Source organism: Rhodococcus sp. IEGM1428 (genome assembly GCF_050321865.1).
GTDB lineage: Bacteria > Actinomycetota > Actinomycetes > Mycobacteriales > Mycobacteriaceae > Rhodococcoides.
Genome location: NZ_JBNQFW010000001.1, coordinates 347,586 through 370,001, shown reverse-complemented (window position 1 = coordinate 370,001; position 22,416 = coordinate 347,586). Strand labels below are relative to the sequence as shown.

Genomic DNA, 22,416 nt, shown 5'->3' with positions numbered 1-22,416 from the left:
TTTCACCTCACCATGTCGACGGCGGTACCGACAGCAGCTTCGACGTTTCCGTCCGGCGGGTAGAGCAACGTGCGACCGACGATCAGGCCCCGAACCGCGGGAATCTCCAGCGCGCGTGCCCAACTGGCGTACGTCTCCTCCGGAGCGGTCTGCGGGTCGCCACCGAGAAGCAGAGTCGGGAACGTCGTTGCATCCATGACGCGTTCCATCTCGGGCACGACGGGAAGCTTCATCCACGTGTGGGCCGAGCTGGATCCGAGGCCTTGGGTGATGTGAATCGACTTGATGACCGCGTCGGTACTCAAGTCGTTCTTGACACGACCTTCGACCCTGCGTGAGAGGAACGGCTCGACCATGGCGATGAGGTTCGCGGCGGCCAGTTCGTCGATTGCCTGCGCGCAGGCGGTCATCGTCGCCAGAGTGCCCGGATCGTCGAGCGCTATCCGGGTGAGCATCTTCGCACCGTTCATCCGCGCCTTGGCCGTGGAAGCCGCTGTGGCACCGGTCATTCGATCGTCCAACTCGAACGACGCGCCGGCCAAGCCACCGCGGTTCATCGAAGAGAAGACCACCTTGTCCTCGAGCGCACCGAGCAGCACGAGGTCGTCCAGGATGTCGGCGGACCCGAGTACACCGTCCACGCCGGGGTTGGCGAGCGCGGTGCGAAGCCGGTCCAGCAGCTCGGTGCGGCTGTTCATGGCGGTCATGTTCGATCCGACCGACAGTGCTCCCCGTGCCGGATGGTCGGCAGCAACGATCATCAGCCGGCCGTTGCCGCGGATCGTCGGGCGGGTGACACGAGTTGCCCATGCACGTTCGATGGCCTGCGGGTCGGTGGCGCGAATCGCGGTGACCTCGGCGTAACTGGCGGCCGCGGGTGCGGGGCTCAAGGTGGTCTCAGACATTGACAGCCTCCGTAGCGGTCTGTTCGGCGAGTAGAGCGACTTCGGTAGCGGTGGGCATTGCCGTCGAACATTCGAGGCGCGATGCCACGATCGCTCCTGCGGCATTGCCGTAACGCAGGATCTTCTCCAGAGGCCAACCGGCGAGCAAGCCGTGGCACAGCGAACCGCCGAAGCTGTCTCCCGCCCCGAGTCCGTTGACCACGTCGACGAAGTTCGGTGGCACGGTGACGGTCTGCGTTCTGGTCTTGCCGAGAACACCTTTCGGGCCCATCTTGACGATGGCGAGGGAGACCCCGAGATCGAGGAGCGCATCGGCTGCCTTGTGCGGGTCGGTTTCACCGACTGCGATCTGGCACTCTTCCTTGTTTCCGACGGCGACCGTGACCTGTGCGAGCGCCCGGCGCACCTGCTCCGTCGCGGCGGCCGGCGAATCCCAGAACATCGGCCGGTAGTCCAGATCCAGCACGGTCAACGGTGCCCGGTCTCGGGCCTCCCATGCAGCGAAATGAGCGCTGCGACTTGGTTCTTCGGACAAACCGGTGACTGTCGACCAGTACAGGCGTGCGTTGCGGACAGCATCGACGTCGATGTTCTCCGCACGGACCTGGAGGTCGGGTGCCGACGGCTTCCGATAGAAGTACAGCGGAAAGTCGTCGGGCGGGAAGATCTCGCAGAACGTGACCGGAGTCGCGAACTGGTCGTCGGTGACGACAAATCGGTTGTCGACGCCCAACCGGGCCAGTTCCGCGGCCACGTATCGGCCGAAGGGGTCGTTACCGACACCGGAGATCAACGCCGAACGGCAGCCCAGTCGCGCGGCGGCGACGGCGACGTTCGCGGCGCTACCGCCCAGGAACTTTCCGAAGGTGTCGACCTCCTCGAGACCGACGCCGGTCTGCAGAGGATAGATATCGACACCGCTTCGCCCGATGGCGAGGACGTCGAAGGCCGCGGTGTTCGCGTCGGCTGAGGTGGTCACGATCGACTCCATTGGTGTGAGGTGTTCGTTTTCGGTGAGGGCTTCCGCACGTTTCTTCGGTGCGTCCACTGTGCGTGAGCTCACATACGAATGTCAATAGTTTGTCCTGACATTCTTACTTCCGGTCAAGTGATGTTATCCATCCCCTAGACTTCGTACAAGCCGGTGCCCCACAGCGCCCACCGACAGACGGGAGAGACCAGTGACCACGTCGAACACAGCGGCGGCTGGAACCGAGGCGGCTCAACTGCCCGTCGAACTCAACCGGTCGAGTCCGGTGCCCCTGTACTTTCAACTGGCCCAAGCAATCGAATCCGCCATCCTGCAGGGCGTCCTCGCGCCGGGAGAACGCTTCGAGAACGAACTGGCTCTTGCCAAACGACTGAGCCTGTCTCGTCCCACCACTCGCCGCGCAATACAAGAACTCGTCGACAAGGGGCTGCTGGTACGTAAGCGGGGCGTCGGCACACAGGTGGTTCAGAGTCCGGTCCACCGACCGGTCGAGCTCACCAGCCTGTTCGATGACCTCGCCCGCGCCGGGCAGAATCCGACAACCCGCCTCCTCGACTACCAGGTCGGTCCGCCGACCCACGACGTCGCACAGGAACTGAACATCTCCGACACGACGGACGTCGTCACCATTCGCAGGCTCCGAAGCACCAACGGTGAGCCACTCGCAGTCATGGTCAATTATCTGCCGAGCGAACTGGCCCCGGAGCCGGACGAGCTGGAGACCCAGGGCCTGTACTCCTCGCTGCGTACGCGAGGAGTACACATCAGGCTCGCCCGCCAGCGCATCGGTGCCCGAGCGGCCGACCGCGAGGAGGCGGCCCTGCTCGACGAAAAGTACAAGGCACCCCTACTGACCATGCACCGCACTGCTTTCGACGATTCGGGGAGCGTCGTCGAGTTCGGAGCGCACGTGTACCGGGCGTCCCGGTACTACTTCGACACCACCCTGGTCGATCGCTGAAGGACCGATCCACACCAGGACATCGGTAACCGCCGTGGTCAGAAAGGACTCTCGACCGCGACTGTTCTACCGCCACCGTGCATCGAGGTGATCAACGCCTGCGCCACCACGCTCGCCTGCAGCCCGTCACGCGCCGATGCCAGTGTGGATGTGCGCCCTTCGGTGATCGAATCGATCCACTCGCCCAGCTGGAGTCGATAGGCGTCGGCAAAGCGAGGCACCCAGTCCTTCGAGTACGAATGACTGTGCCGCAGAGCGTGATCGGTCAGCGTCCGAACCGGCTCCGCCAGACGACTCGCGCCGTCTTCGCCGACCACCTCGCAGCGGATGTCGTACCCGTAGCCGGCGTTGAGGAACAATTCCACGGTCGTCAGGACGCCGTTCTCGGTTCGCAACAGCATGAACTGCGGATCGCGGCGATGCTCTATCCGCTTGCTCGCGCGAGTGGCATGCCAGCTGACCTCGACCACCGGGGAGTCGAGCAACCACGGCACCGTATCGAGTTCGTGTATCGCGGACCCGGTGATGCTTCCCTCCGAATCGCCGCCCGGCCCGGAGGTGACCGTGCGACTCGAACAGTGCACGATCAACGGGTCTCCCACTGCGCGCGAGGACACCGTGTGCTTCAACTCGACGTATCCCGGGTCGAATCGGCGCATGAAACCCACAGTGAGCAAGGGAATTCCGCCCGAAATCGCAGCCTCGTGGGCTCGCACCACCGTTGAACATTCGACGACGGTCGCTGCGAGCGGCTTTTCACACAGGACAGGCTTGCGGGCCTCGATACAGGCGAGCACCAGATCGGCGTGGGTGGAGTCGTGGGAGGCGATGACAACGGCGTCGACGTCCGTCCGCGAAATCAGACCGTACGGGTCGGTGACACCATCCGCACCGACCTCAGCAGCCAGACCGGCCGCGCGGGTCGCGTCGACGTCGGCCACGACCGTGACGGTCGCACCCGACACCACCGAATGCAGATTCCTGATGTGGTCGGCCCCCATCACACCGGCTCCGATGACTCCTACGCGCACGCTCATGGCGCCTCACTATCGATCTCGATGAAAACATCCGAATGTCCGGACATATGTACAGCAAGCGATACTAGGGTGTCCGGCATGACTTCGACCACAGAACTACTACTTCCACCCTCGCGCATCGCACCGCCGATGGATGCGCCCTCCCTTCGGTGGGGCATCCTGGGTCCGGGATGGATCGCTGCGCGATTCGCAGAGGCACTGCGCCACCACACTTCTCAGAAGATCACGGCTGTCGCCTCGAGAAACGCGCAGCGGGGCTCGGCCTTCGCTGCGGACTGGGGAATCCCGACCGTCCACGGCAACTACGACGACCTCGTCACACGCTCCGATGTCGACGTCGTGTACATCGCCACCCCGCACACTCTCCACTTCGAGCACGCGACGCTCGCACTGGAAGCAGGTAAACACGTCGTGGTGGAGAAGCCCCTCGCCCTCGACGCCCACCAGGCTCGCACCATCGCCGAGCTCGCCCGATCCACGGGACTGTTCGCAATGGAGGCCATGTGGACTGCATTCCTGCCGAAGTTCGACGTGATCGACCAGATCCTGGCGCAGGGATTGCTCGGTGAGATCAGTACCGTCCTGGCCGACCACGGCGAGAACTTCGACACCGATCATCGAATCTACGACCCCGCACTCGCCGGTGGGCCGCTCCTCGATCTGGGAACATACGTCGTTTACTTCGCCCAGAAGGCGCTGGGCCGGCCTGCCGGTGTCACGGCGGTGGGACAGCAGGCGAACTCGGAGCTGAACGGTCAGATCTCGGCAATCCTGACCTCGCCGACAGGTGCTCACGCCGTTCTCAACACCACCATCCTGGCCGACACACCGAACCTCGGTTCCATGTGCGGCACGGCGGGAATGCTTCGTACGGCGGACGTCTTCTACCGACCGGGAGACTTCACGGTATCGCTGCGGGACGGACGATCGGCTCGGTTCGTCGACGACGTCAGCGGCTACCCCGCCGGACTTGCGTACGAGGCCGCCGAGGCGGCCCGTCGGATCGCCACCGGAGAGCTCGAAAGCCCTTGCCACACAATGATCGACGCCATCTCCACCCTCGAGACCCTCGACGAGTTGCGGCGCCTGCTCAGGATCGATTTTCCTCTCTGATTGCCGCTGACTCAGAGATTGTGCAGTCCTAATGTCTGGACAAACTATTGACTTTCCGGTGTGACCGGTATTACATCTTCTTAGGCAGTACGCCCGGCCCGACATCAGCGGGTCGTCTGGTCATCGAGAGGATGTTTGGAAAATGACGTCTCGTCTGGGTTCGGTAGCGGACAGGTCCCCAAAGAACCTGGGGCGCAAAACCATCGCATTGGCGATGGGGGTCGCGTTGGCGGCATCGGTCGCCGCGTGTTCGTCCTCGGGAGGTGCTCCCGAGGAGTCCGACTCCGGAAGCAACGCGGGAACGGCAGATACGCCGAAGGCAACGATAGCGATGATCACCCACGAGGTCCCAGGCGATACGTTCTGGGATCTGATTCGCAAGGGTGCCGAGGCAGCGGCCGCGAAGGACAACATCGAACTGCGCTACTCCGCAGATCCCGAGGCACCGAACCAGGCCAACCTCGTCCAGAGCGCGATCGACTCGAAGGTCGACGGCATCGCGGTGACGCTGGCCAAGCCCGACGCCATGGCACCCTCCGTCGAGGCCGCGGAAGCGGCAGGAATTCCGGTGGTTGCGTTCAACTCCGGATACGACTCATGGAAGGACATGGGAGTAGGCCAGTACTTCGGCCAGGACGAGACCATCGCCGGCCAGGCCGCAGGTGCCCGCCTGACCGCTGACGGCGCGAAGAAGACCCTCTGCATCATCCAGGAGCAGGGCCAGGTGGCTCTCGAATCCCGATGCGCCGGAGTCACATCCGGATTCACCGGTGGCAGCACTGAAATTCTCAACGTCAACAGCAAGGACATGCCGTCCGTGGAGGCCACGATCACAGCCAAACTGCAGCAGGATCCCTCCATCGATCACATCGTCGCACTCGGAGCCCCGATCGCTCTGACTGCGGTGCAGTCCAAGGCCAACGCCGGCAGCAACGCCACCGTCGTCACGTTCGACACCAATGCCGCACTGGTCGATGCGATCAAGTCCGGCGACGTGGCGTGGGCGATCGATCAGCAGCCGTACCTGCAGGGCTACCTGGCCATCGACTCGCTGTGGCTCTACCTCAACAACGGCAACACCATCGGCGGCGGCACCCCGGTGCTGACCGGACCCGCGTTCATCGACTCGACCAATATCGACGCCATCGCCGAGTACGCCGCAAACGGTACTCGCTGAACCCGACGCTCACCGGCACCCGATCATCGCTGCCGGTGAGCGTCGCACCAGCAGGGAAGGAATACCATGTCCACGCAGGCCGACCTGGATCTGTCCAAACACACTGTCGTCGTCGATGAGCGGGTGAAGAAGCAGAAGCCGCTGCAGCGCTTGTTGATTCGCCCGGAGATCGGAGCTCTCTTCGGAGCGATCATCATCTTCGTGTTCTTCTGCATCGTCGCACCACCGTTCCGCTCCCCCGAAGCGCTCGCCACCGTCCTCTACGCGTCGTCGACGATCGGCATCATGGCGATCGGGGTGTCGTTGTTGATGATCGGCGGCGAGTTCGACCTCTCCACCGGGGTTGCAGTGACCTTCTCGTCCATCATGGCGTCGATGATTGCCTACAACCTGCACCTGAACGTGTGGATCGGATCGGCGCTGGCGTTGGTGCTGGCGCTGGCGGTCGGGTTCCTCAACGGATACCTGGTGATGAAGACCAAGATCCCCTCGTTCCTGATCACACTCGCAAGCTTCTTGATGCTCACCGGAATCAACCTCGCCGTCACCAAATTGGTGACCGGACAGGTAGCAACACAGTCGATCTCGGACATGGACGGATTCGATTCCGCCAAAGCGGTGTTCTCGTCCTCGTTCTCGCTGTTCGGCGTCTCCATCCGCATCACCGTCGTGTGGTGGATCGTGTTCACTCTCGCAGCCACCTGGGTACTGATGAAGACCCGGATCGGCAACTGGATCTTCGCCGTCGGCGGCAACCAGGACTCGGCTCGCGCGATCGGTGTACCGGTGACGAAGGTCAAGATCGGCCTGTTCATGTTCGTCGGCTTCTGCGCCTGGTTCGTCGGTATGCACCTGCTGTTCGCGTTCAACACCGTTCAGTCCGGCCAAGGCGTCGGCAACGAGTTCCTCTACATCATCGCCGCGGTTATCGGCGGGTGCCTGCTCACCGGCGGGTTCGGAACTGCCATAGGTGCTTTCATCGGTGCGTTCATCTTCGGAATGGCCAACCAGGGCATCGTCTACGCCGGCTGGAACCCCGACTGGTTCAAGTTCTTCCTCGGCGCGATGCTGCTGTTCGCCGTCATCGCCAACAACTCGTTCCGCACCTACGCCGCGAAGAGGTAAATCATGACCGTTCATGCCGACACACCCATCGAATCCGAACCCGCAGGCGGAGGGAATACGCCCCTCATCGAACTGAAGAACGTGGGAAAGAGCTACGGCAACATCATCGCTCTGCAGGGCATCAACCTACGCGTGGGTGCCGGTGAGGTCACCGGAGTCCTGGGCGACAACGGAGCCGGCAAGTCCACGTTGATCAAGATCATGGCCGGCTTGCATCAACAGAGCGAAGGAGAGCTACTGGTCGACGGGAAAGCGACCACGTTCGACTCGCCCAAGGATGCGTTGAACGACGGCATTGCCACGGTTTATCAGGACCTCGCCGTTGTAAGCCTGATGCCGGTGTGGCGCAACTTCTTCCTCGGCCAGGAGCTCCGCAAAGGCAGCGTGTTCAAATCGCTCGACACCAACGCCATGCGCGCGACGACCATCGAAGAACTGCACAAGATGGGCATCGATCTACCCGACGTCGATGCACCCATCGGCTCCCTCTCCGGTGGTCAGCGTCAGTGTGTTGCCATCGCCCGCGCCATCTTCTTCGGTGCGCGTGTTCTGATCCTCGACGAGCCGACCGCAGCCCTCGGCGTCAAGCAGTCGGGAATGGTGCTGCGCTACATCTCCGCAGCCAAGGAACAGGGCTTCGGCGTCGTCTTCATCACCCACAATCCTCACCACGCGTACATGGTCGGCGATCACTTCGTCCTACTCAACCGTGGACGCCAGAAGCTCGACTGCAGCTATGAGGACATCTCACTCGACGACCTCACGAAGGAAATGGCGGGCGGCGACGAACTCGACACCCTCACCCACGAACTTCGGCGGTAAGTCGGGTCCGTTACCCACATGCTGTATCGGGCCGGTCCGACAGGACCGGCCCGCACATCTTTCGAAAAGGAGTTTCGTTGTGCGATCGACTCGGTCTGTTCGTGTCGGAGTAGCTGGTTTCGGGTGGATGGGACGGGTGCACACCCAGGCGTATTCTCGGCTGACGCAACACTATCCAGACCTGGGCCTGCGCCCGGAGTTGGCAATGGTCGCGGACGAGCTCGAAGGCCGAGCGGACGACGCTGCCGATCAGTTCGGCTTCGCGGCGGCCACCACCGATTGGCGCGAGATCCAATCCGAACCCACGATCGAGGCCGTATCGATCACCGCGCCCAACTTCCTGCATCGCACCATCGGAACCGCAATGGTCGAAGCGGGAAAGCACATCTGGATCGAGAAGCCGGTCGGCCTGACCGCCGGCGATGCGCGTGCTGTCGCACTCGCGGCGGACAAGGCGGGCGTGCAGACGGCCGTCGGATTCAATTACCGCAATGCGCCGGCGGTCGAGGAAGCCAAAGCCCTGATCGAATCCGGCGAACTCGGATCCATCACCCATGCCCGCTTCCGATTCTTCAGCGACTACGCGGCACATCCCGACGGAGCGTTGAGTTGGCGCTTCGAACGGGCCCGCGGCGGTAACGGCGTACTCGGCGATCTCGCCTCACACGGAGCCGATCTGGTCTTCTACCTGCTGGGCGAAATCGAGTCCCTGGTGGCAGACACTGCCATCTTCGTCCCCGAGCGAACGAAGCCGAGCGGGTCCGCCACAGGGCACGCTCTCGCCGTCGGAGGTGAACGCGGGGCCGTCGAGAACGAGGACTTCGTCAGCAGCCAACTCCGCCTGCACAGCGGAGCGCGCGTCGTTCTGGAAGCCAGTCGCGTGGCCGTCGGCGATCAGAACGCTTACGGATTCGAGATTCACGGCACGAAAGGTGCTGTGTCGTGGGACTTCCGCCGGCTGGGCGAACTCTCCCTCAGCACAGGTGACCGATACCAGGATCAACCTGCATCCACTGTCTACGTCGGACCTTCGCACGGGGAATACGGCGCATTCCAACCCGGTTCGGCGTCTTCCATGGGTTACGACGACCTCAAAGTCATCGAGGCAATGCGCTTCTTCAAGTCGATCAGGGACGGAAAGCCCTGCGGCGCAACGCTACGAGATGCCGTCCGCAGTGCTGGGGTACTCGATGCGATGTCCGAATCGGTTGCATCGGGACGCTGGATCCAGCCTGGCACCTGACGGAGGCCAACATCTGTGTCAACGAACTCCGCCGCCTTTCGTACTCGAGGTGGGCAGCCGCGATGAGTTCGGTGCCCACCCGAGGTCTGACCATGTATGGACAACATCGAAGCGAAGATCATTGCCCGCACCGGCCGCGGCACCGCCAGCGAGAAGGAAAGCGACGGAGCCGCACGCTGGTCGGACATTGCAGCGACACTGCAATCCGGAGAGATGACGAGTTGGCTCAATGTCCGTTGTCGTCGAGGCGGTGTCCACACCCGGCCGGTATTCGCGGCGTGGGGTGAGACGTCATTCTTCTTCGCCACCAAAGCGTCGGCGTCGAAAACTGCGCACCTGCAGAACGACAACGAGGTCTCCCTCGCCATCGACCTCGGCGAGGTGCATCTCGTCGTCGACGGTGTTGCCGAACGCCTCACAACGGCGGACGACATGCACCGTGCCTCCGCAGCCATGCTCGACGTCTTCGGCTGGCCCACCGAGGTTCGAGGCGATGAACTCGACGCACCGTACGCGGCACCGACGTCCGGTGGGCCACCCTTCCAGGCCTGGGAGCTGCGTCCCACCCGCGCTTACGCATTTCCGACCCGAGACCAGGTCGAGCCGACGAGGTTCATGTTCGGGGCGAGTTGACCCTTGATTCGCGGACGTTCACGATGCACGGCTCGACCCTCACTCTGGGGTGATCGCGTCCCAGAGCTCGCAGTGATGCTCAGCGCGATGATCGACCCATCCGATCTATCGCGACGGTTCGGACTTCGACCTGGACATGATCGACTGTCGAACCTTCGACGGTGGCATTCAGGAGTTGGTGTACAGCCCTGTCCCCCACACGTAGCCCGAGCCCGAGCAATGGATTCGCGTTCGACAACCGTCACCGGTCGACCCCGTAACGCATCAAGGACGATCCGGACCGAAACGCTCGGCACTCCAGCAGGCGCAGTTTCTGCGACGGGGTGCCGTCGAAAAGTCGTTCGCCATGTCCGCGCGCGTACGGGTACTGGAACAACCTGTACTCGTCGACGAGGTCGGCCGCGATCAGATCCCGACACAATCCGATACTCCCCGTGCAGACGATGTCGGCACCGTCCAACGCCTTGACCCGCGTGACCTCCTCGATCAGATCTCCGGACAGCACAGTCGAATTCGTCCACCCGGGGTCCTTCATGGTCGAGGACACGACGTACTTTGCGACGCGATTCAGATGTTGAGTCACCCCCGTCGTGTCATCGGTTTTCGGCCCCCAGAAGTCACGCATACCCTCGAATGTCACCCGCCCAACCAAGAAGCCGTCCGACGCATCGCGTTGCGCGGCCAGCGCCGCGTCGAGTTCGGGGTCGTGCCCTGCTCGGTCGAACCAATCGTCGGTCGCCTCGATCACGCCGTCGACCGTGATGTTCTGCGTGACAACCAGTGTGCGCATCACCGGAAAGTACCACTGTGTCCACCCACTTCTCGCCCGTTTCAGGCACCTGTCGTTATACCTGTGCGGTGAGTTTGCGGACTTCGTTCGGTCAGAACCCATAGCAAGGTTCTACATCTACCGATGCGAAGGATTTGGTATGCAGATAATTCATACTCTGCCAGTGTTGTTCGTCGACGATCACGACACCGCTATCGACTGGTACACAAAGCTGTTCGGCCGCACCTTCGACCGACGGCCGATGGACCCCGACGCCGAATGGGACCTCGGCGACGGGCGCGGAGTACAGATCTATCACGACCCCACACGGGCCGGCGGGCACGATGTCGTCCTCGGAGTACCCGACCTGGACACCGCACTACTCGACATCGGCTCTCGCGGTATCGACGCCGAGGCATTCACAGTGCCCTCCGGGCAATTCAAGCTCGCCGTACTCCCTGACCCTGCCGGCAACAACGTAATCCTGTCCCAATCACTGACCGACCCAACGCCCCCGATCGAGCGATTCACCAGCACCCGCACCATCGGCGCGGCGGCGTCGGACATCTTCGCGTTCCTGACCGACCCCGACAATCACCAACACACCGAGCCGACCGATTGGGTTCGCGACGCTATCGACACGTCTCCGATCACCGGCCCGGGAAACACGTTCGCGGTCAACATGTTCCTCGAGGCGGCGGGTGGACACTACGTAATGCACAACCTCGTCACAGCATTCGAGCGCGACCGCATCATCGCGTGGCTGCCGTGTTCAAAGAGCAGCGACGGCGAACTCGACGCAGGCGGATGGTGGTGGCGTTACGACCTGGCATCTCACGACGACGGAACTCGGGTGACCCTTAGCTACGATTGGAGCGACACACCCGCAGCAGTGCGAGAGGAGATCGGCGGGATGCCAGCGGTTCCGAAGAGTTTCCTCGACGATTCGCTGGAGTCATTGGACGCAGCGATCCGCACCGGCAAATGAGCGTTTCACTGGCCACTTTGGATCCCATTCTGGGCCGGTGGCGGACATCGGGCACCGTCGTGGATCGACACGGGAATCCCGAAAGTGGAATAGCGGGTACGGATTCCTACACCGCGTTGCCGGGCGGACAGTGGATTGCGCACGACGTCGACGTCACGATCGGTGGCCACCGCACCCTCGCGCACGAACTGATCGGCGGGGCACACCCCGACGGGGGCTGGCGCATGTACGCATTCGACGAAGCCTCCGAACCCGGGCTCATGCGACTGTCGTTGCGCGAGGACAACCTTCTCCCTCTGGAGGGCAACGGTATTCGCAGCTGGTTCCACTTCCGAGCCGGGACCAGCCACATGACAACTCGATGGGAACAATTCGACGGCGACGGATGGACGACGTGGATGTCGATGCGATTCGACAGGATCGGTTGAAAGCGAAAGCTACTCAACGCGTCTCGACGTTCCGATGATCGGGCACTTCGCCCGATTCGGTGCCCGTTGCTCAGCGAGTGGGGAGGCGGATCGCGAAGCCCCACCCCCTGGCCGAGCCGTTGTCTCGCAGCCACATCTGGAGAATACCTCGAGGGCGGGGCAGGATTCAGAAGGGAAGAGAGGTGCCGGTTTCAGTTGCCAGTGCCCGGATGTCGGCGAGGGTCTGTTCGGCCAGCACCACTCCCCCGTCAGCGAGATTGCTTGCCGCAGCGTTGTCCTCGACCTCGCCGGGGTAGTAGATGCGGTCGCTACCTTCCGCTAGCGGGGTGGAATGCACCTCGTCGATCAGTCCTTGTACAGCCTCGAGATACTGCTCGGTCTTGCCTGCGCTGGCGACGTCGATGGCGATGAACATGTGGCCCGCTCCACTGGGCCGGTCTGAGACGTACGGTCCCGTCACCGCTGTGCCGGTGTTACTGCCGGTGAGCGCGCCGGAGAGGATGTCCATCATGAAGGTGATGGCGTAACCCTTGTGGCCCGCCATGGGCAAGATGACGCCGTCGATCGCCTCGGATGCGTCGGTGGTGATGCGGCCGTCGGCGTTCATCGCCCACGTGTCCGGGATCGATTCGCCTCTGTTTCGCGCGAGGTAGATCTTGCCCCGGGCAACGGCGGTGTTGGCGATGTCGACGACCACCGCTCCCCCTGGCGTGGGTGCAGGTGCCCCGATCGACCAGGGGTTTGTGCCGAGGCGTTTCTCGCGCCCACCCCACGGTGCCATCGCTGGGCTGGCGTTGGTGGTCAGGATGGACGCGCAGCCGTCGAGTGCTGCACGCCGGGTGTAGTACATCGCCGTGCCGAAGTGGTTCGAATTGCGGACTCCGACCATTCCGATGCCGTATCGACGTGCCCGTTCGATCGCCGACTTCCGGGCGGTTTCCGTCAATACCTGGCCGATACCGTCGCGGCCGTCGAGGATCTGCAGGGCACCCGCATCCGCGACGACTTCCGGTGCGGTGACCGCAGTCATCGCACCGGTACGGAGCCGCGCCACGTACCACGGCAAACGGAGCACACCGTGGGACTGATGCCCCCACAGGTCGGACTGCACGAGACTGTCCGCCACGAGTCGGGAATCGGCTTCGGGAACGTCGTGAGACCGCAGGACCGCGGCAGCGAACTCGGTGAGCGCATCGGGTTCGATGCGGGTTTCGTCGGTCATGGAATCAATCCCTCGTTTCATTCGATACGTTTAGGTATACACTACGACATACATAACGTGGATCACATTCGAGTCGAGGAGCCTTTCCGTGATGAACCTGCTGGTGTCAGTGAGCGTCAAGCCCGACAAGCGCGAGAAATTCATTGGCGCGATCGTCGAGAACGCAGTGTCGTCGGTGCGAGATGAGCCCGGATGCCATCAGTTCGACGTATTCGAGGACGAGAGCACACCCAACCACTTCTTCTACTACGAGCGTTACTCCGACCGCGCTGCGTTCGACGCGCACAAAGCGTCCCCACATTTCGCTGCCTGGCGGGAGATCGCCGAGGACGTAATCGTTCCCGGCTCGCAACACAACACGTTCGGCAGTTCCGTCACCACCGTGATCGCGTCCGAGTCCGTCTGACATTTCTCGTTTTCGGGCCACCTATCCAGGAGAACTTCATCAATGTCTGCTTCCATCACAACCATCAACCCGGCGACCGGCCGCGAGCTCGCTACGTACGAGGCGATGAGCGACGCGGTCATCGACGCTGCGCTCGACACTGCTTCGGCCTCCCAGACCGATTGGGCGCATACCGGTTTCGATGACCGCTCGAAAATCTTGCACGCCGGAGCCGCCGAATTGAGATCCCGCGCGGAGTCACTGGCGTTGTTGGTGACCCGAGAGATGGGCAAGCCGCTCGCCGAGTCCCGCGCCGAGGTCGAAAAATGCGCTGTCGGTCTCGAGTATTACGCCGACAATGCTGCCGGCTTTCTCGCCGACGAGATCTACGAGACCTCCGCCGACACCTCCTGGGTGTCGTACGAACCCATCGGGATCGTGCTGGCGATCATGCCGTGGAACTTCCCGCTCTGGCAGGTCTTTCGTTTCGCTGCGCCCGCGCTGATGGCCGGGAACGCTGCATTGTTGAAGCACTCTCCCAACACCACGGGCTCTGCTCTCGAAGCTCAGGCCATTCTCGAAGCCGCGGGGTTGCCCGCAGGATTGTTCACCACCCTGCTCGTCGCCGAGGTCGACGTACCGGCGGTCACCGAACGCCTCATCTCCGATCCCCGCGTCGGTGCCGTGACCATCACCGGCAGCGAACGCGCCGGATCTGCAGTGGGCTCCATCGCCGGACGCGAAATCAAAAAATCGGTGCTCGAGCTCGGCGGCTCGGATCCCTTCATCGTTCTCGCCGACGCCGACCTCCCCAAGGTCGCGCACCTGGCCGCCAAGGGCCGCTTCCTCAATGCCGGCCAATCGTGCATCTCCCCGAAACGGTTCATCGTCGAAGCCCCGGTGGCCGACGAGTTCACCCGACTGGTCGTCGCCGCAGTCGAATCGCTGACCGTCGGCGATCCCGAAGCCGACGGTACCGACGTCGGCCCCATGGCCCGAGCTGATCTACGTGACGGCGTCGCTGCACAGGTCCAAGACTCCGTCGATGCGGGAGCGACCCTGCTCACCGGCGGCACGGCTCTCGATCGGCCCGGCAACTTCTACGCCCCCACGGTCCTGGGCAACGTCGGAACCGGGATGGCCGCGTATCACGAAGAATCGTTCGGCCCGGTCGCGTCCATCATCACCGTGGCAGACGCCGACGAAGCAGTACACGTCGCCAACGACACCCGATTCGGGCTGGGCGCCAGCATCTGGAGCGCAGATGTCGACAAGGCCATTGCCGTCGGAAAACGCGTCACCTCCGGTGCATGCTTCGTCAACGCCGTCGTCGCCTCCGACGCCCGAATGCCCTTCGGCGGCACCAAGCGATCCGGTTACGGCCGAGAACTCGCCTCCGCCGGTATCCGCGAATTCGTCAACGTGCGTACCTGGTGGGCCATGAACACTCCAGCCACGGTCGCACCCACATCGGAGTGACACCCAACTGCCCAGTGCACTGCCCTACACCCCGCGTCACCCGAAAGGACCATCACCGATGACAACCACCGAAGGCCGTACCGTCACCGACTCCGCCAGCGACGACGGCCGCCCCGCTGTCGTGCTTCATTCCTCCGGCATCACCCCACGCCAACGCGGCGGAGGAGCCCGCACGATTCCGCTTGTCTCACAACAGGTCGGCGCGAAGGACTTCCTCAACGGCATCACCATGTTCGCCCCCGGATCGGCGATCCCCGAACACATCCACAACTGTGACGAGTCGGTACTGGTCCTTAAAGGATCGGCCGTCGCACACATCGACGGCAAGGAGTATCCCGTCACGGTGGGCGACAACTCGTTCATCCCGGCAGGTATTCGACACTTTTTCCACAACACCTCCGACACCGACGAACTCCACATCTTCTGGACCTACGCCTCCATCGACGCCAACCGCACCGTCATCTCCACCGGCGTGACCACCCGCATCGACGAGGAACACGGCACGAACATCGCCTGACGAGTTCGCCCGCGTCATACCCGAAGGCCGCAGGACTCCGGCAGGACTCCGAGTCCTGCGGCCCGCACGACGATCAGCCGGTCGGACAAAGCTCAGGCGGTGACGACATCGATCCGAGGACCACGGCCCGCACGTGCAGGATTCATCACTGCATCGAGGATGGTTCGCTCAGTGGCCTCGAGGTGCTCGGCCGCCGCTGCCTTTGCAGCCGTCGAGTCTCCGGCGATGATCGCCCGACACATCTGCTGATGCTCCACCAGCGAGCGCTCGAGGCGATCCGGGCTGGTGTGCGCAATCGACCTCAAACGCGCACTGTGCGGCCTTAATTCGGCAATCGATCGAGACAAGTGCGCGTTACGCGTGTACGAGATCACCGCCCGATCGAACTGCTCGGCGAGTTCGTAGAAGCGCTCCCACCGCTGACTCGACGGTTTCTCGTTCTCCATGCTGTCGAGCTCGCCGAGAATCTCGATGAACGGCGCAGCCGCAGCCGGATCGAAGCGCACGGCATCGGCAACCATCCCGGTAGCCGTCGACTCGAGCAGTGAGCGAAGCTCGAAAAGATCACGCACCCCCGATATCGATATCGGTGCCACCCGTGCACCCTGCCGGTCGACCAGCGTGACGAGACCTTCGGCCTCGAGCCGCACAAATGCTTGCCGCACAGGGGTTCTGGACGCATTCAGCCGCTCACCGATGGAAATCGCGCCCAGCGACGAGCCAGGCGCGATCTCACCCGACATGATCTCCGCCTTGAGCTGCGCATACACCCGATCACTCTTGCTGTCGCCCGTCATGAATGCATCGTAGCCAACCGCTCGGCACTCGCAAAGGAATGCCATACGGTATACAGTGATGCACACCACTACACGAAAGGGCGACGATGCTCGTCATACTCGGTTTTTCCATGATCGCGGTTTTCATGTACCTGATCATGAGCAAACGCATCACACCGGTCGCAGCACTTATCCTGGTGCCTACTGCGTTCGGCCTGTTCGCAGGCGCAGGTCTGGGCCTGAGCGACATCATCATGGAAGCTCTGCTCAAACTCGCCCCCACTGCAGCACTGCTGTTCTTCGCCATCACGTTCTTCGGAATCATGATCGACGTCGGGCTCTTCGACCCCCTGATCAGACTGATCCTCAAATTCGTCAAGAACGATCCGATGCGTCTGGTCGTCGGTACCGCACTACTGACCTCGATCGTCTCCCTCGACGGTGATGGATCGACCACCTTCATCATCGTGACGTCGGCATTCCTGCCGATCTACCTCAGACTCCGCATGAGCCCGGTCGTCCTGACCGTCGTCGCAGCCACAGCCAATGGTGTCCTCAATACTGTTCCGTGGGGTGGATCGACAGCACGGGCCTCAGCAGCACTCGGCGTCTCTCCGATCGACATCTTCGTCCCGATGATCCCCGCCATCGCAGCAGGCCTGATCGCCGTCACCGTCCTCGCCTACTTCCTCGGCCGCGCGGAACGCAGGCGAGTCGGCACCCTCACCCTCGATCCCGAATCACGCATCCTCCAGCGCGAAAGTGTGACCACCACAGCAGGAACGGGAAACAGCGCCTCCACCGGATCGGATCGACCGGCCGCCGGCTCTGCAGACACAGGCGACGACACGCCTGCGACAGCAACCCCCGATACCAGCGACTTCGGCGACCTCCCCGACGACGCTGCGGCACACCTGCACCGACCCAAAGCCCGCCCGAAGCTGTTGTGGCTCAACCTCGCTCTCACCGTCGCCGTGATGACACTGCTCGTCCTCGATATCGTCGAACCACCCGTGACATTTTTGATCGCCGTCGGCATCGCACTCGTGCTCAACTTCCCGCGTGTCAGCGAACAGTCCGACCAAATCAAATCCCACGCATCGAGCGTCGTCTCCGTCGTCGCCCTCGTCTTCGCGGCATCGGTTCTCACCGGCGTACTCAACGGAACCGGCATGGTCGAAGAAATGTCACGATGGCTCGTCGACGTGATCCCCGACGCCTTCGGACCCCACCTGGCTATCGTTGCCGGCGCGCTCAGCATCCCGCTGACATTCCTGATGAGCAACGACGCCTTCTTCTTCGGAGTACTACCAGTGCTCACCGAAACCGCATCGCACTACGGCATCACCAGCGAAGAAATGGCACGGGCTGCCATCGTCGGTCAACCCCTGCACACGTCGAGCCCGTTGGTTGCATCGTTCCTCCTGCTCATCGGACTCGCCAAAGTCGAACTCGGAGCGCACCTTCGAAAAGCAATTTGGCGCGCATCACTCGTCTGCGTGGTCATGCTCGCCGTGGGCGCACTCACCGCCGCCTACCCCGGATAAGGACATCCATGAATATCGTCATCGCACAGAACGATCGACCCGAAAGCCGACTCGCATTCGACTGGGTTCTGAACCATGGCACCGCAATGGCCAGCAGCCCCACCGGACTACGCGTCCACGTCGTGCTCGTCGGCGGTGCTGATTCTCCGGCGAGCCCCAACTACAGCTCCCCCACACTCGGAGAATCGATCGCCGCCGAACTTGTAAAAGTCGAAATTTCTCACACCGTCCATTCAGCTGGCCATGATGCAGCGACACAGATCATCGAAGTCGCCGAGTCAGTCTCGGCCGACCTCGTGGTCATTGGCATGCGCCGTCGATCGGCAACGATGAAGCTGCTACTCGGCAGCCAAGTCCAACGAGTCATGCTCGACGCACCCTGCCCCGTCGTAACCATAAAATCCCCGCTCGACTGAACCCGAGTAGCGCAGAAGATATGCCCGGTTACCGGTCCTCGAATCACCGTAACCGACACATCTGCACGTGGTCACTGACGCACCGGTCACGCTGAGAGGCGAGAACGCAGAACAGATGTAGGACGCCGGGTCCGCAATGCTCCCTCCACAATGTGCGTCATGCCCTTGATCGGTGGCAGAGCGGATTCAGATCCCACTGCGTCATTTGTTTATTCACAGCCGTCGACGTAGGCAGAAGTCCACGACCCCCGCCGAAACCCGTTGCTCACGCTACATTTTCGGAGCCATAGGTACTCCGTGCCCCAGTCGGACCCGAACCGACACTGTGCGGATTTCAAGTCCCTAGAAGTGAATTCGACTGAACGTCTCTGGACTCGATACTTGTTGATTTGCAACGATTTTCGTCTATCACCGCCCGAACCGGTCCACCTCGAATCGTACCGACTTGTGACACTCTCGTGACATCGAGCGTCACTCGCATCAGCACGATCGAACCGTCCCGAGACGAAGGGCCCTGGTAGATCTGTCCGAATGCCGTACTTCCGAGGGCGCACGGATCCTTGCGTCCGCCGGCATCGAGCCCAACTGAAGCGGCGCGTACCCGCAGCGCCGATGTCAGCCGACTCGGGTGTCGCCGGGTCACGCGAATCACTCGGACAACTGACGTCGCAGAAGGTCCGCACCAGCGGTGAGCGCGACCATCTTGTCTCGTGCGACGCGTCGGTCGAGTGGTGCCATACCGCAATTTGTACTCGGGTACAGCTTGTCCGCGTCGACGAACGGAAGTGCACGGCGGAGGGTTTCAGCGACTTCTTCGACAGTCTCGACGGTGTTGCTCGCTACATCGATCGCACCCAGCATGACCTTCTTACCCCGAAGCAGTTCGATCAGGTCCACGGGTACGCGCGAATTGTGGCTCTCCAGCGAGACGATGTCGATCGAAGACTGTTGCAGCAGTGGGAAAGACCGTTCGTACTGTCGCCACTCGGACCCGAGTGTTGCCTTCCAGTCGGTGTTGGCTTTGATTCCGTAGCCGTAACAGATGTGAACGGCAGTTTCGCAATTCAGCCCTTCGACTGCGCGCTCGAGTGTCGCGATCCCCCAGTCTTCGAGCTCGTCGAAGAACACGTTGAATGCGGGCTCGTCGATCTGGATAATGTCGACGCCGGCCGCTTCCAAGTCCTTCGCCTCTTCATTCAGAAGAGTCGCGAACTCCCACGCGAGCTTCTCACGACTCTTGTAATGGTCGTCGTAGAGCGTGTCGATCATTGTCATAGGGCCAGGCAGTGCCCATTTGATCGGCTGGTCGGTCAATGCTCTGAGGCCACTCGCATCGGCGGCAAACACTGATTGTTCCCGGCTCACCGCGCCGACAACCGTCGGGACGCTTGCGTCGTATCGGTCGCGAATTCGCACTGTCTCGCGCCGATCGAAATCGACACCCTTCAGATGCTCGATGAACGTGGTCACGAAGTGCTGACGCGTCTGTTCACCATCGCTGATGATGTGGAGCCCTGCACGACGCTGCTCATCGGCTGCAAGCGACTGAGCGTCCAGCTTCCCTTCGCGCAATTCGTCGTCTCGCAATTTCCACGGCGACCAGAGCTTCTCCGGCTCGGAGAGCCACGAGGGCTTGGGGAGGCTTCCGACGATCGAGGTGGGCAGGAGTGGGTTCATCTTCGATACCTTTCGGTCTCGCACGGTCGGGTGCGTTGCTCGGTGGCCCACCGCTTCAGGACTGAGCCGTACGGCTGCATGAGATTCACGTCGGTGAATTCGGCTTGTGTCGTCGCAAGTCGATTGCGCTCGACACGGTCGTAGGTCACCTGCGGAAATGAATAGTTGTCGTTGTCGAGACTCGGCCGGTAGACCTCCGAGGCGGCAGTGTTTGCGTTGTAAATTTCAGGACGATAGATTTTCTGGAAACTCTCCATTGTCGCGATCGTTCCGGCGAGTGCCAAGCCTGAATAATCGTTGAGCAAGTCACCGCAGTGGTAGAACGCCAAGGGAGCGACGGACCCCTGAGGCATGAAGTAGCGAACCCCGAGACCCATCTTTCCGAAGTACTGATCGGTGATCGACTTGCCCTCTGCCTCGTACTCGAAACCGAGCACCGGATGGTGATTCCTGCGGCGACGGTACGTTCTGGACGTCGACACGCTGATACAGATGACCGGGGGCTGCGAGAACCGTTCACGGTACTCGCGCGAATCGACAAAACGCTGAAAGACCTGGCCGTGCACATCGCCGAAGTCGCTGGGAATGCCCACTGTTCGGTGCTTCGGGAGTTGAACGATGAAATCGTAATCGCGAATGTACGAGGAGAAGTTGTTTCCGACGATGCCCTTCGTGCGGGTGCCGGTAGTGGTATCGACTATGCCGACATCGAGAATTTCGATTACCGGAAAGGCTGCGTCTGCTCCATCGAACGCGAGATGCAGATCCACCGAGATGATGTCCAATTCGAGTGCGTAGCGGTCGCTACCTTGGTTGTCGTCCTGAACCAGCTCGTTGAGCCGGGTGTGCATCATCGTCATCGCGCTACGTAAGTTCCGTCGACCGTTCTCGCCGCGTGCGAGATTCGCGAAGTTGGTCGTGTGACGCGAGTTCGTCGACGGGGTGTAGTCCTCGTCGAAGCGCGTCGTACTGATGCTGAAAGTACAGTCGTTCGTCATGCTGACCAGTAGCCCCAATCACGTGCGGTGAATGTGGTGACAAACGCGTCACCACACGGGTTCATTAACTGAGCCGTCGCGCTACTTCGACCGAAGTTCTCGGCGGTCGGGCCGGTTTCTCAGGTAGACAGAACCGAAAGGCGGCTGTCCGAAGCAGCCTGCGCACCAGCCTAGTTGGACCACTCGTCATAGGATAATCACTCTCGACAATGGCTGAACATAGGCAAAGGCTATGTCAATAGGTCGACGCCGAAGCCAGACACGACGTCGCGCATCTCTGCCACGAAGCGCTGAGCCTGGACGGTCAACGACACCGAAGCATGACCGATCCAACCGATCTCGATGCGATCGTCGACGTCGAGCGGAACAGCAATGATGGACGGATCGAGATCATCCGAGACGATGCCGGTGGAGATCGTGTATCCGCCCAGACCGATCATGAGGTTGAAGATGGTGGCACGATCGCTCACCCGGATCTCTTGTCTGGACGAACGGGTGGAGAGTATCTCTTCGGAGAGGTAGAAGGAATTGTTCGCGCCCTGGTCGAACGTGAGACGCGGAAATTCTTCGAGATCACTCAGCTCCACACTCTTTCGCCCCGACAGGGGATTCGTGCGGGCGATGAAAATATGCGGCGACGCCAGAAACAGCGGCGTGAACACCAGACCTGCCTCGCGAATCAGCTTGTCGATGACGCTTGCATTGAACTCGTTGCGATAGAGGACACCGAGTTCACTGCGGAGCGTGCGGACATCCTCGATGATTTCCCACGTGCGGGTCTCTCGAAGGCTGAACGAATACTCCGGAGCCTCAGACGCTTTCACCATGCGAACGAAGGCGTCGACGACGAACGAGTAGTGCTGAGTCGAGACGGCCAAGAGCCGTCGAGCAGGCCCTCGGCCGAGGTACCGCTGTTCCAAGAGCTCTGATTGCTCGACCACCTGACGCGCGTAGCCGAGAAATTCGGCTCCATCCTCGGTGAGTGTCACCCCGCGGGTCGAGCGAACGAAGAGGGTCCGACCCACGCGACGTTCCAGGTCTTTCAATGCGGCCGACATGGTCGGTTGTGCAACGTACAGCAAGTCCGCCGCGGCACTGATGGACCCCTCGGCGGCCACTTCTACGAAGTAGCGCAACTGCTGAAGGGTAATGCCTCGCACCGTGCTCGCGACGTCCCGTGCCATGAATCAAATCATCGCACGCAGTG

Annotated in this window: 23 protein-coding genes; 14 read left to right on the top strand and 9 right to left on the bottom strand. The window is 62.0% G+C overall.

Annotated features, from left to right (window positions below):
* Positions 1-2 precede the first annotated feature (2 nt).
* Together ACQR3T_RS01835 and iolC are read right to left on the bottom strand one after the other, a co-directional pair.
* Entirely contained in the window at positions 3-905 is a 903-nt protein-coding gene (locus tag ACQR3T_RS01835; RefSeq protein WP_032377230.1) for a Cgl0159 family (beta/alpha)8-fold protein, read from the bottom strand.
* On the bottom strand, positions 898-1,896 hold the full coding sequence (iolC, locus tag ACQR3T_RS01830) for a 5-dehydro-2-deoxygluconokinase (RefSeq protein ID WP_428692362.1): 999 nt from the start codon (positions 1,894-1,896) through the stop codon (positions 898-900). Before iolC ends, ACQR3T_RS01835 begins: the two co-directional genes overlap by 8 nt.
* Before the next feature lie 190 nt (positions 1,897-2,086).
* Between iolC and ACQR3T_RS01825 the strand changes: the two genes are divergently transcribed.
* A complete protein-coding gene (locus ACQR3T_RS01825; protein ID WP_052070270.1) occupies positions 2,087-2,857 on the top strand; it encodes a GntR family transcriptional regulator in 771 nt (256 codons plus the stop codon).
* Positions 2,858-2,895: 38 nt separating this feature from the next.
* On the opposite strand, the gene ACQR3T_RS01820 is transcribed toward ACQR3T_RS01825, so the two are convergent.
* Positions 2,896-3,894, bottom strand: a complete 999-nt coding sequence (locus ACQR3T_RS01820; protein ID WP_428692361.1) for a Gfo/Idh/MocA family oxidoreductase — start codon at positions 3,892-3,894, stop codon at positions 2,896-2,898.
* Positions 3,895-3,972: 78 nt separating this feature from the next.
* On the opposite strand from ACQR3T_RS01820, the gene ACQR3T_RS01815 reads away from it, so the two are divergent.
* The 6 genes from ACQR3T_RS01815 (at position 3,973) to ACQR3T_RS01790 (ending at position 10,007) form a co-directional block, all read left to right on the top strand.
* Positions 3,973-5,007: a Gfo/Idh/MocA family protein gene (locus ACQR3T_RS01815; protein ID WP_032378267.1), complete on the top strand. Its 1,035-nt coding sequence runs from the start codon at positions 3,973-3,975 to the stop codon at positions 5,005-5,007.
* A gap of 142 nt (positions 5,008-5,149) precedes the next feature.
* Positions 5,150-6,184 carry a substrate-binding domain-containing protein gene (locus tag ACQR3T_RS01810; RefSeq protein ID WP_428692360.1) on the top strand — a complete coding sequence of 345 codons (1,035 nt, stop codon included), beginning with the start codon at positions 5,150-5,152 and terminating at the stop codon, positions 6,182-6,184.
* A 66-nt stretch (positions 6,185-6,250) separates the two neighbouring features.
* The gene (locus tag ACQR3T_RS01805; RefSeq protein ID WP_057478888.1) at positions 6,251-7,309 is read left to right on the top strand and encodes an ABC transporter permease; all 1,059 of its coding nucleotides are present in this window, start codon (positions 6,251-6,253) and stop codon (positions 7,307-7,309) included.
* A 3-nt stretch (positions 7,310-7,312) separates the two neighbouring features.
* Positions 7,313-8,131, top strand: coding sequence for an ATP-binding cassette domain-containing protein (locus tag ACQR3T_RS01800; RefSeq protein ID WP_428692359.1), 819 nt, complete (start codon positions 7,313-7,315; stop codon positions 8,129-8,131).
* A gap of 79 nt (positions 8,132-8,210) precedes the next feature.
* Positions 8,211-9,374 (top strand): Gfo/Idh/MocA family protein, encoded by a 1,164-nt coding sequence (locus ACQR3T_RS01795; RefSeq protein ID WP_428692358.1) that lies wholly within the window; start codon positions 8,211-8,213, stop codon positions 9,372-9,374.
* A 96-nt stretch (positions 9,375-9,470) separates the two neighbouring features.
* The gene (locus ACQR3T_RS01790) at positions 9,471-10,007 is read left to right on the top strand and encodes a hypothetical protein (RefSeq protein ID WP_428692357.1); all 537 of its coding nucleotides are present in this window, start codon (positions 9,471-9,473) and stop codon (positions 10,005-10,007) included.
* A gap of 241 nt (positions 10,008-10,248) precedes the next feature.
* Here ACQR3T_RS01790 and ACQR3T_RS01785 read toward each other — a convergent pair whose 3' ends face one another.
* Positions 10,249-10,797: a dihydrofolate reductase family protein gene (locus ACQR3T_RS01785; protein WP_428692356.1), complete on the bottom strand. Its 549-nt coding sequence runs from the start codon at positions 10,795-10,797 to the stop codon at positions 10,249-10,251.
* A gap of 475 nt (positions 10,798-11,272) precedes the next feature.
* Here ACQR3T_RS01785 and ACQR3T_RS01780 point away from each other — a divergent pair, with 475 nt between their 5' ends.
* Together ACQR3T_RS01780 and ACQR3T_RS01775 are read left to right on the top strand one after the other, a co-directional pair.
* Complete coding sequence (locus ACQR3T_RS01780; RefSeq protein ID WP_428693030.1) at positions 11,273-11,764, top strand: ATPase; 492 nt, start codon at positions 11,273-11,275, stop codon at positions 11,762-11,764.
* Positions 11,761-12,192 carry a hypothetical protein gene (locus ACQR3T_RS01775; RefSeq protein WP_428692355.1) on the top strand — a complete coding sequence of 144 codons (432 nt, stop codon included), beginning with the start codon at positions 11,761-11,763 and terminating at the stop codon, positions 12,190-12,192. The genes ACQR3T_RS01780 and ACQR3T_RS01775 overlap by 4 nt, the downstream gene beginning before the upstream one ends.
* 166 nt (positions 12,193-12,358) lie before the next feature.
* Here the strand turns inward: ACQR3T_RS01775 and ACQR3T_RS01770 are convergent, their stop codons facing one another.
* Positions 12,359-13,414, bottom strand: coding sequence for an Ldh family oxidoreductase (locus tag ACQR3T_RS01770; RefSeq protein ID WP_428692354.1), 1,056 nt, complete (start codon positions 13,412-13,414; stop codon positions 12,359-12,361).
* A 91-nt stretch (positions 13,415-13,505) separates the two neighbouring features.
* Here ACQR3T_RS01770 and ACQR3T_RS01765 point away from each other — a divergent pair, with 91 nt between their 5' ends.
* The 3 genes from ACQR3T_RS01765 to ACQR3T_RS01755 are packed head-to-tail and all read left to right on the top strand — an operon-like array spanning position 13,506 to position 15,795.
* Positions 13,506-13,820 (top strand): putative quinol monooxygenase, encoded by a 315-nt coding sequence (locus tag ACQR3T_RS01765; protein WP_428693029.1) that lies wholly within the window; start codon positions 13,506-13,508, stop codon positions 13,818-13,820.
* 42 nt (positions 13,821-13,862) lie between these two features.
* Positions 13,863-15,278, top strand: coding sequence for an NAD-dependent succinate-semialdehyde dehydrogenase (locus ACQR3T_RS01760; RefSeq protein WP_428692353.1), 1,416 nt, complete (start codon positions 13,863-13,865; stop codon positions 15,276-15,278).
* Positions 15,279-15,336: 58 nt separating this feature from the next.
* Positions 15,337-15,795, top strand: a complete 459-nt coding sequence (locus tag ACQR3T_RS01755) for a cupin domain-containing protein (protein WP_269608052.1) — start codon at positions 15,337-15,339, stop codon at positions 15,793-15,795.
* A 92-nt stretch (positions 15,796-15,887) separates the two neighbouring features.
* On the opposite strand, the gene ACQR3T_RS01750 is transcribed toward ACQR3T_RS01755, so the two are convergent.
* On the bottom strand, positions 15,888-16,592 hold the full coding sequence (locus ACQR3T_RS01750; protein WP_428692352.1) for a GntR family transcriptional regulator: 705 nt from the start codon (positions 16,590-16,592) through the stop codon (positions 15,888-15,890).
* A gap of 86 nt (positions 16,593-16,678) precedes the next feature.
* Here ACQR3T_RS01750 and ACQR3T_RS01745 point away from each other — a divergent pair, with 86 nt between their 5' ends.
* Entirely contained in the window at positions 16,679-18,118 is a 1,440-nt protein-coding gene (locus tag ACQR3T_RS01745) for a CitMHS family transporter (protein WP_428692351.1), read from the top strand.
* Between the two features lie 8 nt (positions 18,119-18,126).
* Complete coding sequence (locus ACQR3T_RS01740; protein ID WP_428692350.1) at positions 18,127-18,534, top strand: universal stress protein; 408 nt, start codon at positions 18,127-18,129, stop codon at positions 18,532-18,534.
* A 648-nt stretch (positions 18,535-19,182) separates the two neighbouring features.
* Here ACQR3T_RS01740 and ACQR3T_RS01735 read toward each other — a convergent pair.
* The 3 genes from ACQR3T_RS01735 to ACQR3T_RS01725 form a co-directional block, all read right to left on the bottom strand.
* Positions 19,183-20,211 (bottom strand): methionine synthase, encoded by a 1,029-nt coding sequence (locus tag ACQR3T_RS01735; RefSeq protein WP_428692349.1) that lies wholly within the window; start codon positions 20,209-20,211, stop codon positions 19,183-19,185.
* Positions 20,208-21,209, bottom strand: a complete 1,002-nt coding sequence (locus tag ACQR3T_RS01730; RefSeq protein ID WP_428692348.1) for a putative oxygenase MesX — start codon at positions 21,207-21,209, stop codon at positions 20,208-20,210. The genes ACQR3T_RS01735 and ACQR3T_RS01730 overlap by 4 nt, the downstream gene beginning before the upstream one ends.
* 230 nt (positions 21,210-21,439) lie before the next feature.
* Positions 21,440-22,393: a LysR family transcriptional regulator gene (locus ACQR3T_RS01725; protein WP_428692347.1), complete on the bottom strand. Its 954-nt coding sequence runs from the start codon at positions 22,391-22,393 to the stop codon at positions 21,440-21,442.
* Between the last annotated feature and the right edge of the window lie 23 nt (positions 22,394-22,416).

Bases quoted from the DNA above. Each gene is read 5' to 3' on its own strand.
- ACQR3T_RS01835 (WP_032377230.1), bottom strand. From the start codon at position 905: ATGTCTGAGACCACCTTGAGCCCCGCACCCGCGGCCGCCAGTTACGCC.
- iolC (WP_428692362.1), bottom strand. From the start codon at position 1,896: ATGGAGTCGATCGTGACCACCTCAGCCGACGCGAACACCGCGGCCTTC.
- ACQR3T_RS01820 (WP_428692361.1), bottom strand. From the start codon at position 3,894: ATGAGCGTGCGCGTAGGAGTCATCGGAGCCGGTGTGATGGGGGCCGAC.
- ACQR3T_RS01815 (WP_032378267.1), top strand. From the start codon at position 3,973: ATGACTTCGACCACAGAACTACTACTTCCACCCTCGCGCATCGCACCG.
- ACQR3T_RS01810 (WP_428692360.1), top strand. From the start codon at position 5,150: ATGACGTCTCGTCTGGGTTCGGTAGCGGACAGGTCCCCAAAGAACCTG.
- ACQR3T_RS01805 (WP_057478888.1), top strand. From the start codon at position 6,251: ATGTCCACGCAGGCCGACCTGGATCTGTCCAAACACACTGTCGTCGTC.
- ACQR3T_RS01800 (WP_428692359.1), top strand. From the start codon at position 7,313: ATGACCGTTCATGCCGACACACCCATCGAATCCGAACCCGCAGGCGGA.
- ACQR3T_RS01790 (WP_428692357.1), top strand. From the start codon at position 9,471: ATGGACAACATCGAAGCGAAGATCATTGCCCGCACCGGCCGCGGCACC.
- ACQR3T_RS01785 (WP_428692356.1), bottom strand. From the start codon at position 10,797: ATGCGCACACTGGTTGTCACGCAGAACATCACGGTCGACGGCGTGATC.
- ACQR3T_RS01775 (WP_428692355.1), top strand. From the start codon at position 11,761: ATGAGCGTTTCACTGGCCACTTTGGATCCCATTCTGGGCCGGTGGCGG.
- ACQR3T_RS01770 (WP_428692354.1), bottom strand. From the start codon at position 13,414: ATGACCGACGAAACCCGCATCGAACCCGATGCGCTCACCGAGTTCGCT.
- ACQR3T_RS01765 (WP_428693029.1), top strand. From the start codon at position 13,506: ATGAACCTGCTGGTGTCAGTGAGCGTCAAGCCCGACAAGCGCGAGAAA.
- ACQR3T_RS01760 (WP_428692353.1), top strand. From the start codon at position 13,863: ATGTCTGCTTCCATCACAACCATCAACCCGGCGACCGGCCGCGAGCTC.
- ACQR3T_RS01755 (WP_269608052.1), top strand. From the start codon at position 15,337: ATGACAACCACCGAAGGCCGTACCGTCACCGACTCCGCCAGCGACGAC.
- ACQR3T_RS01750 (WP_428692352.1), bottom strand. From the start codon at position 16,592: ATGACGGGCGACAGCAAGAGTGATCGGGTGTATGCGCAGCTCAAGGCG.
- ACQR3T_RS01745 (WP_428692351.1), top strand. From the start codon at position 16,679: ATGCTCGTCATACTCGGTTTTTCCATGATCGCGGTTTTCATGTACCTG.
- ACQR3T_RS01740 (WP_428692350.1), top strand. From the start codon at position 18,127: ATGAATATCGTCATCGCACAGAACGATCGACCCGAAAGCCGACTCGCA.
- ACQR3T_RS01735 (WP_428692349.1), bottom strand. From the start codon at position 20,211: ATGAACCCACTCCTGCCCACCTCGATCGTCGGAAGCCTCCCCAAGCCC.
- ACQR3T_RS01730 (WP_428692348.1), bottom strand. From the start codon at position 21,209: ATGACGAACGACTGTACTTTCAGCATCAGTACGACGCGCTTCGACGAG.
- ACQR3T_RS01725 (WP_428692347.1), bottom strand. From the start codon at position 22,393: ATGGCACGGGACGTCGCGAGCACGGTGCGAGGCATTACCCTTCAGCAG.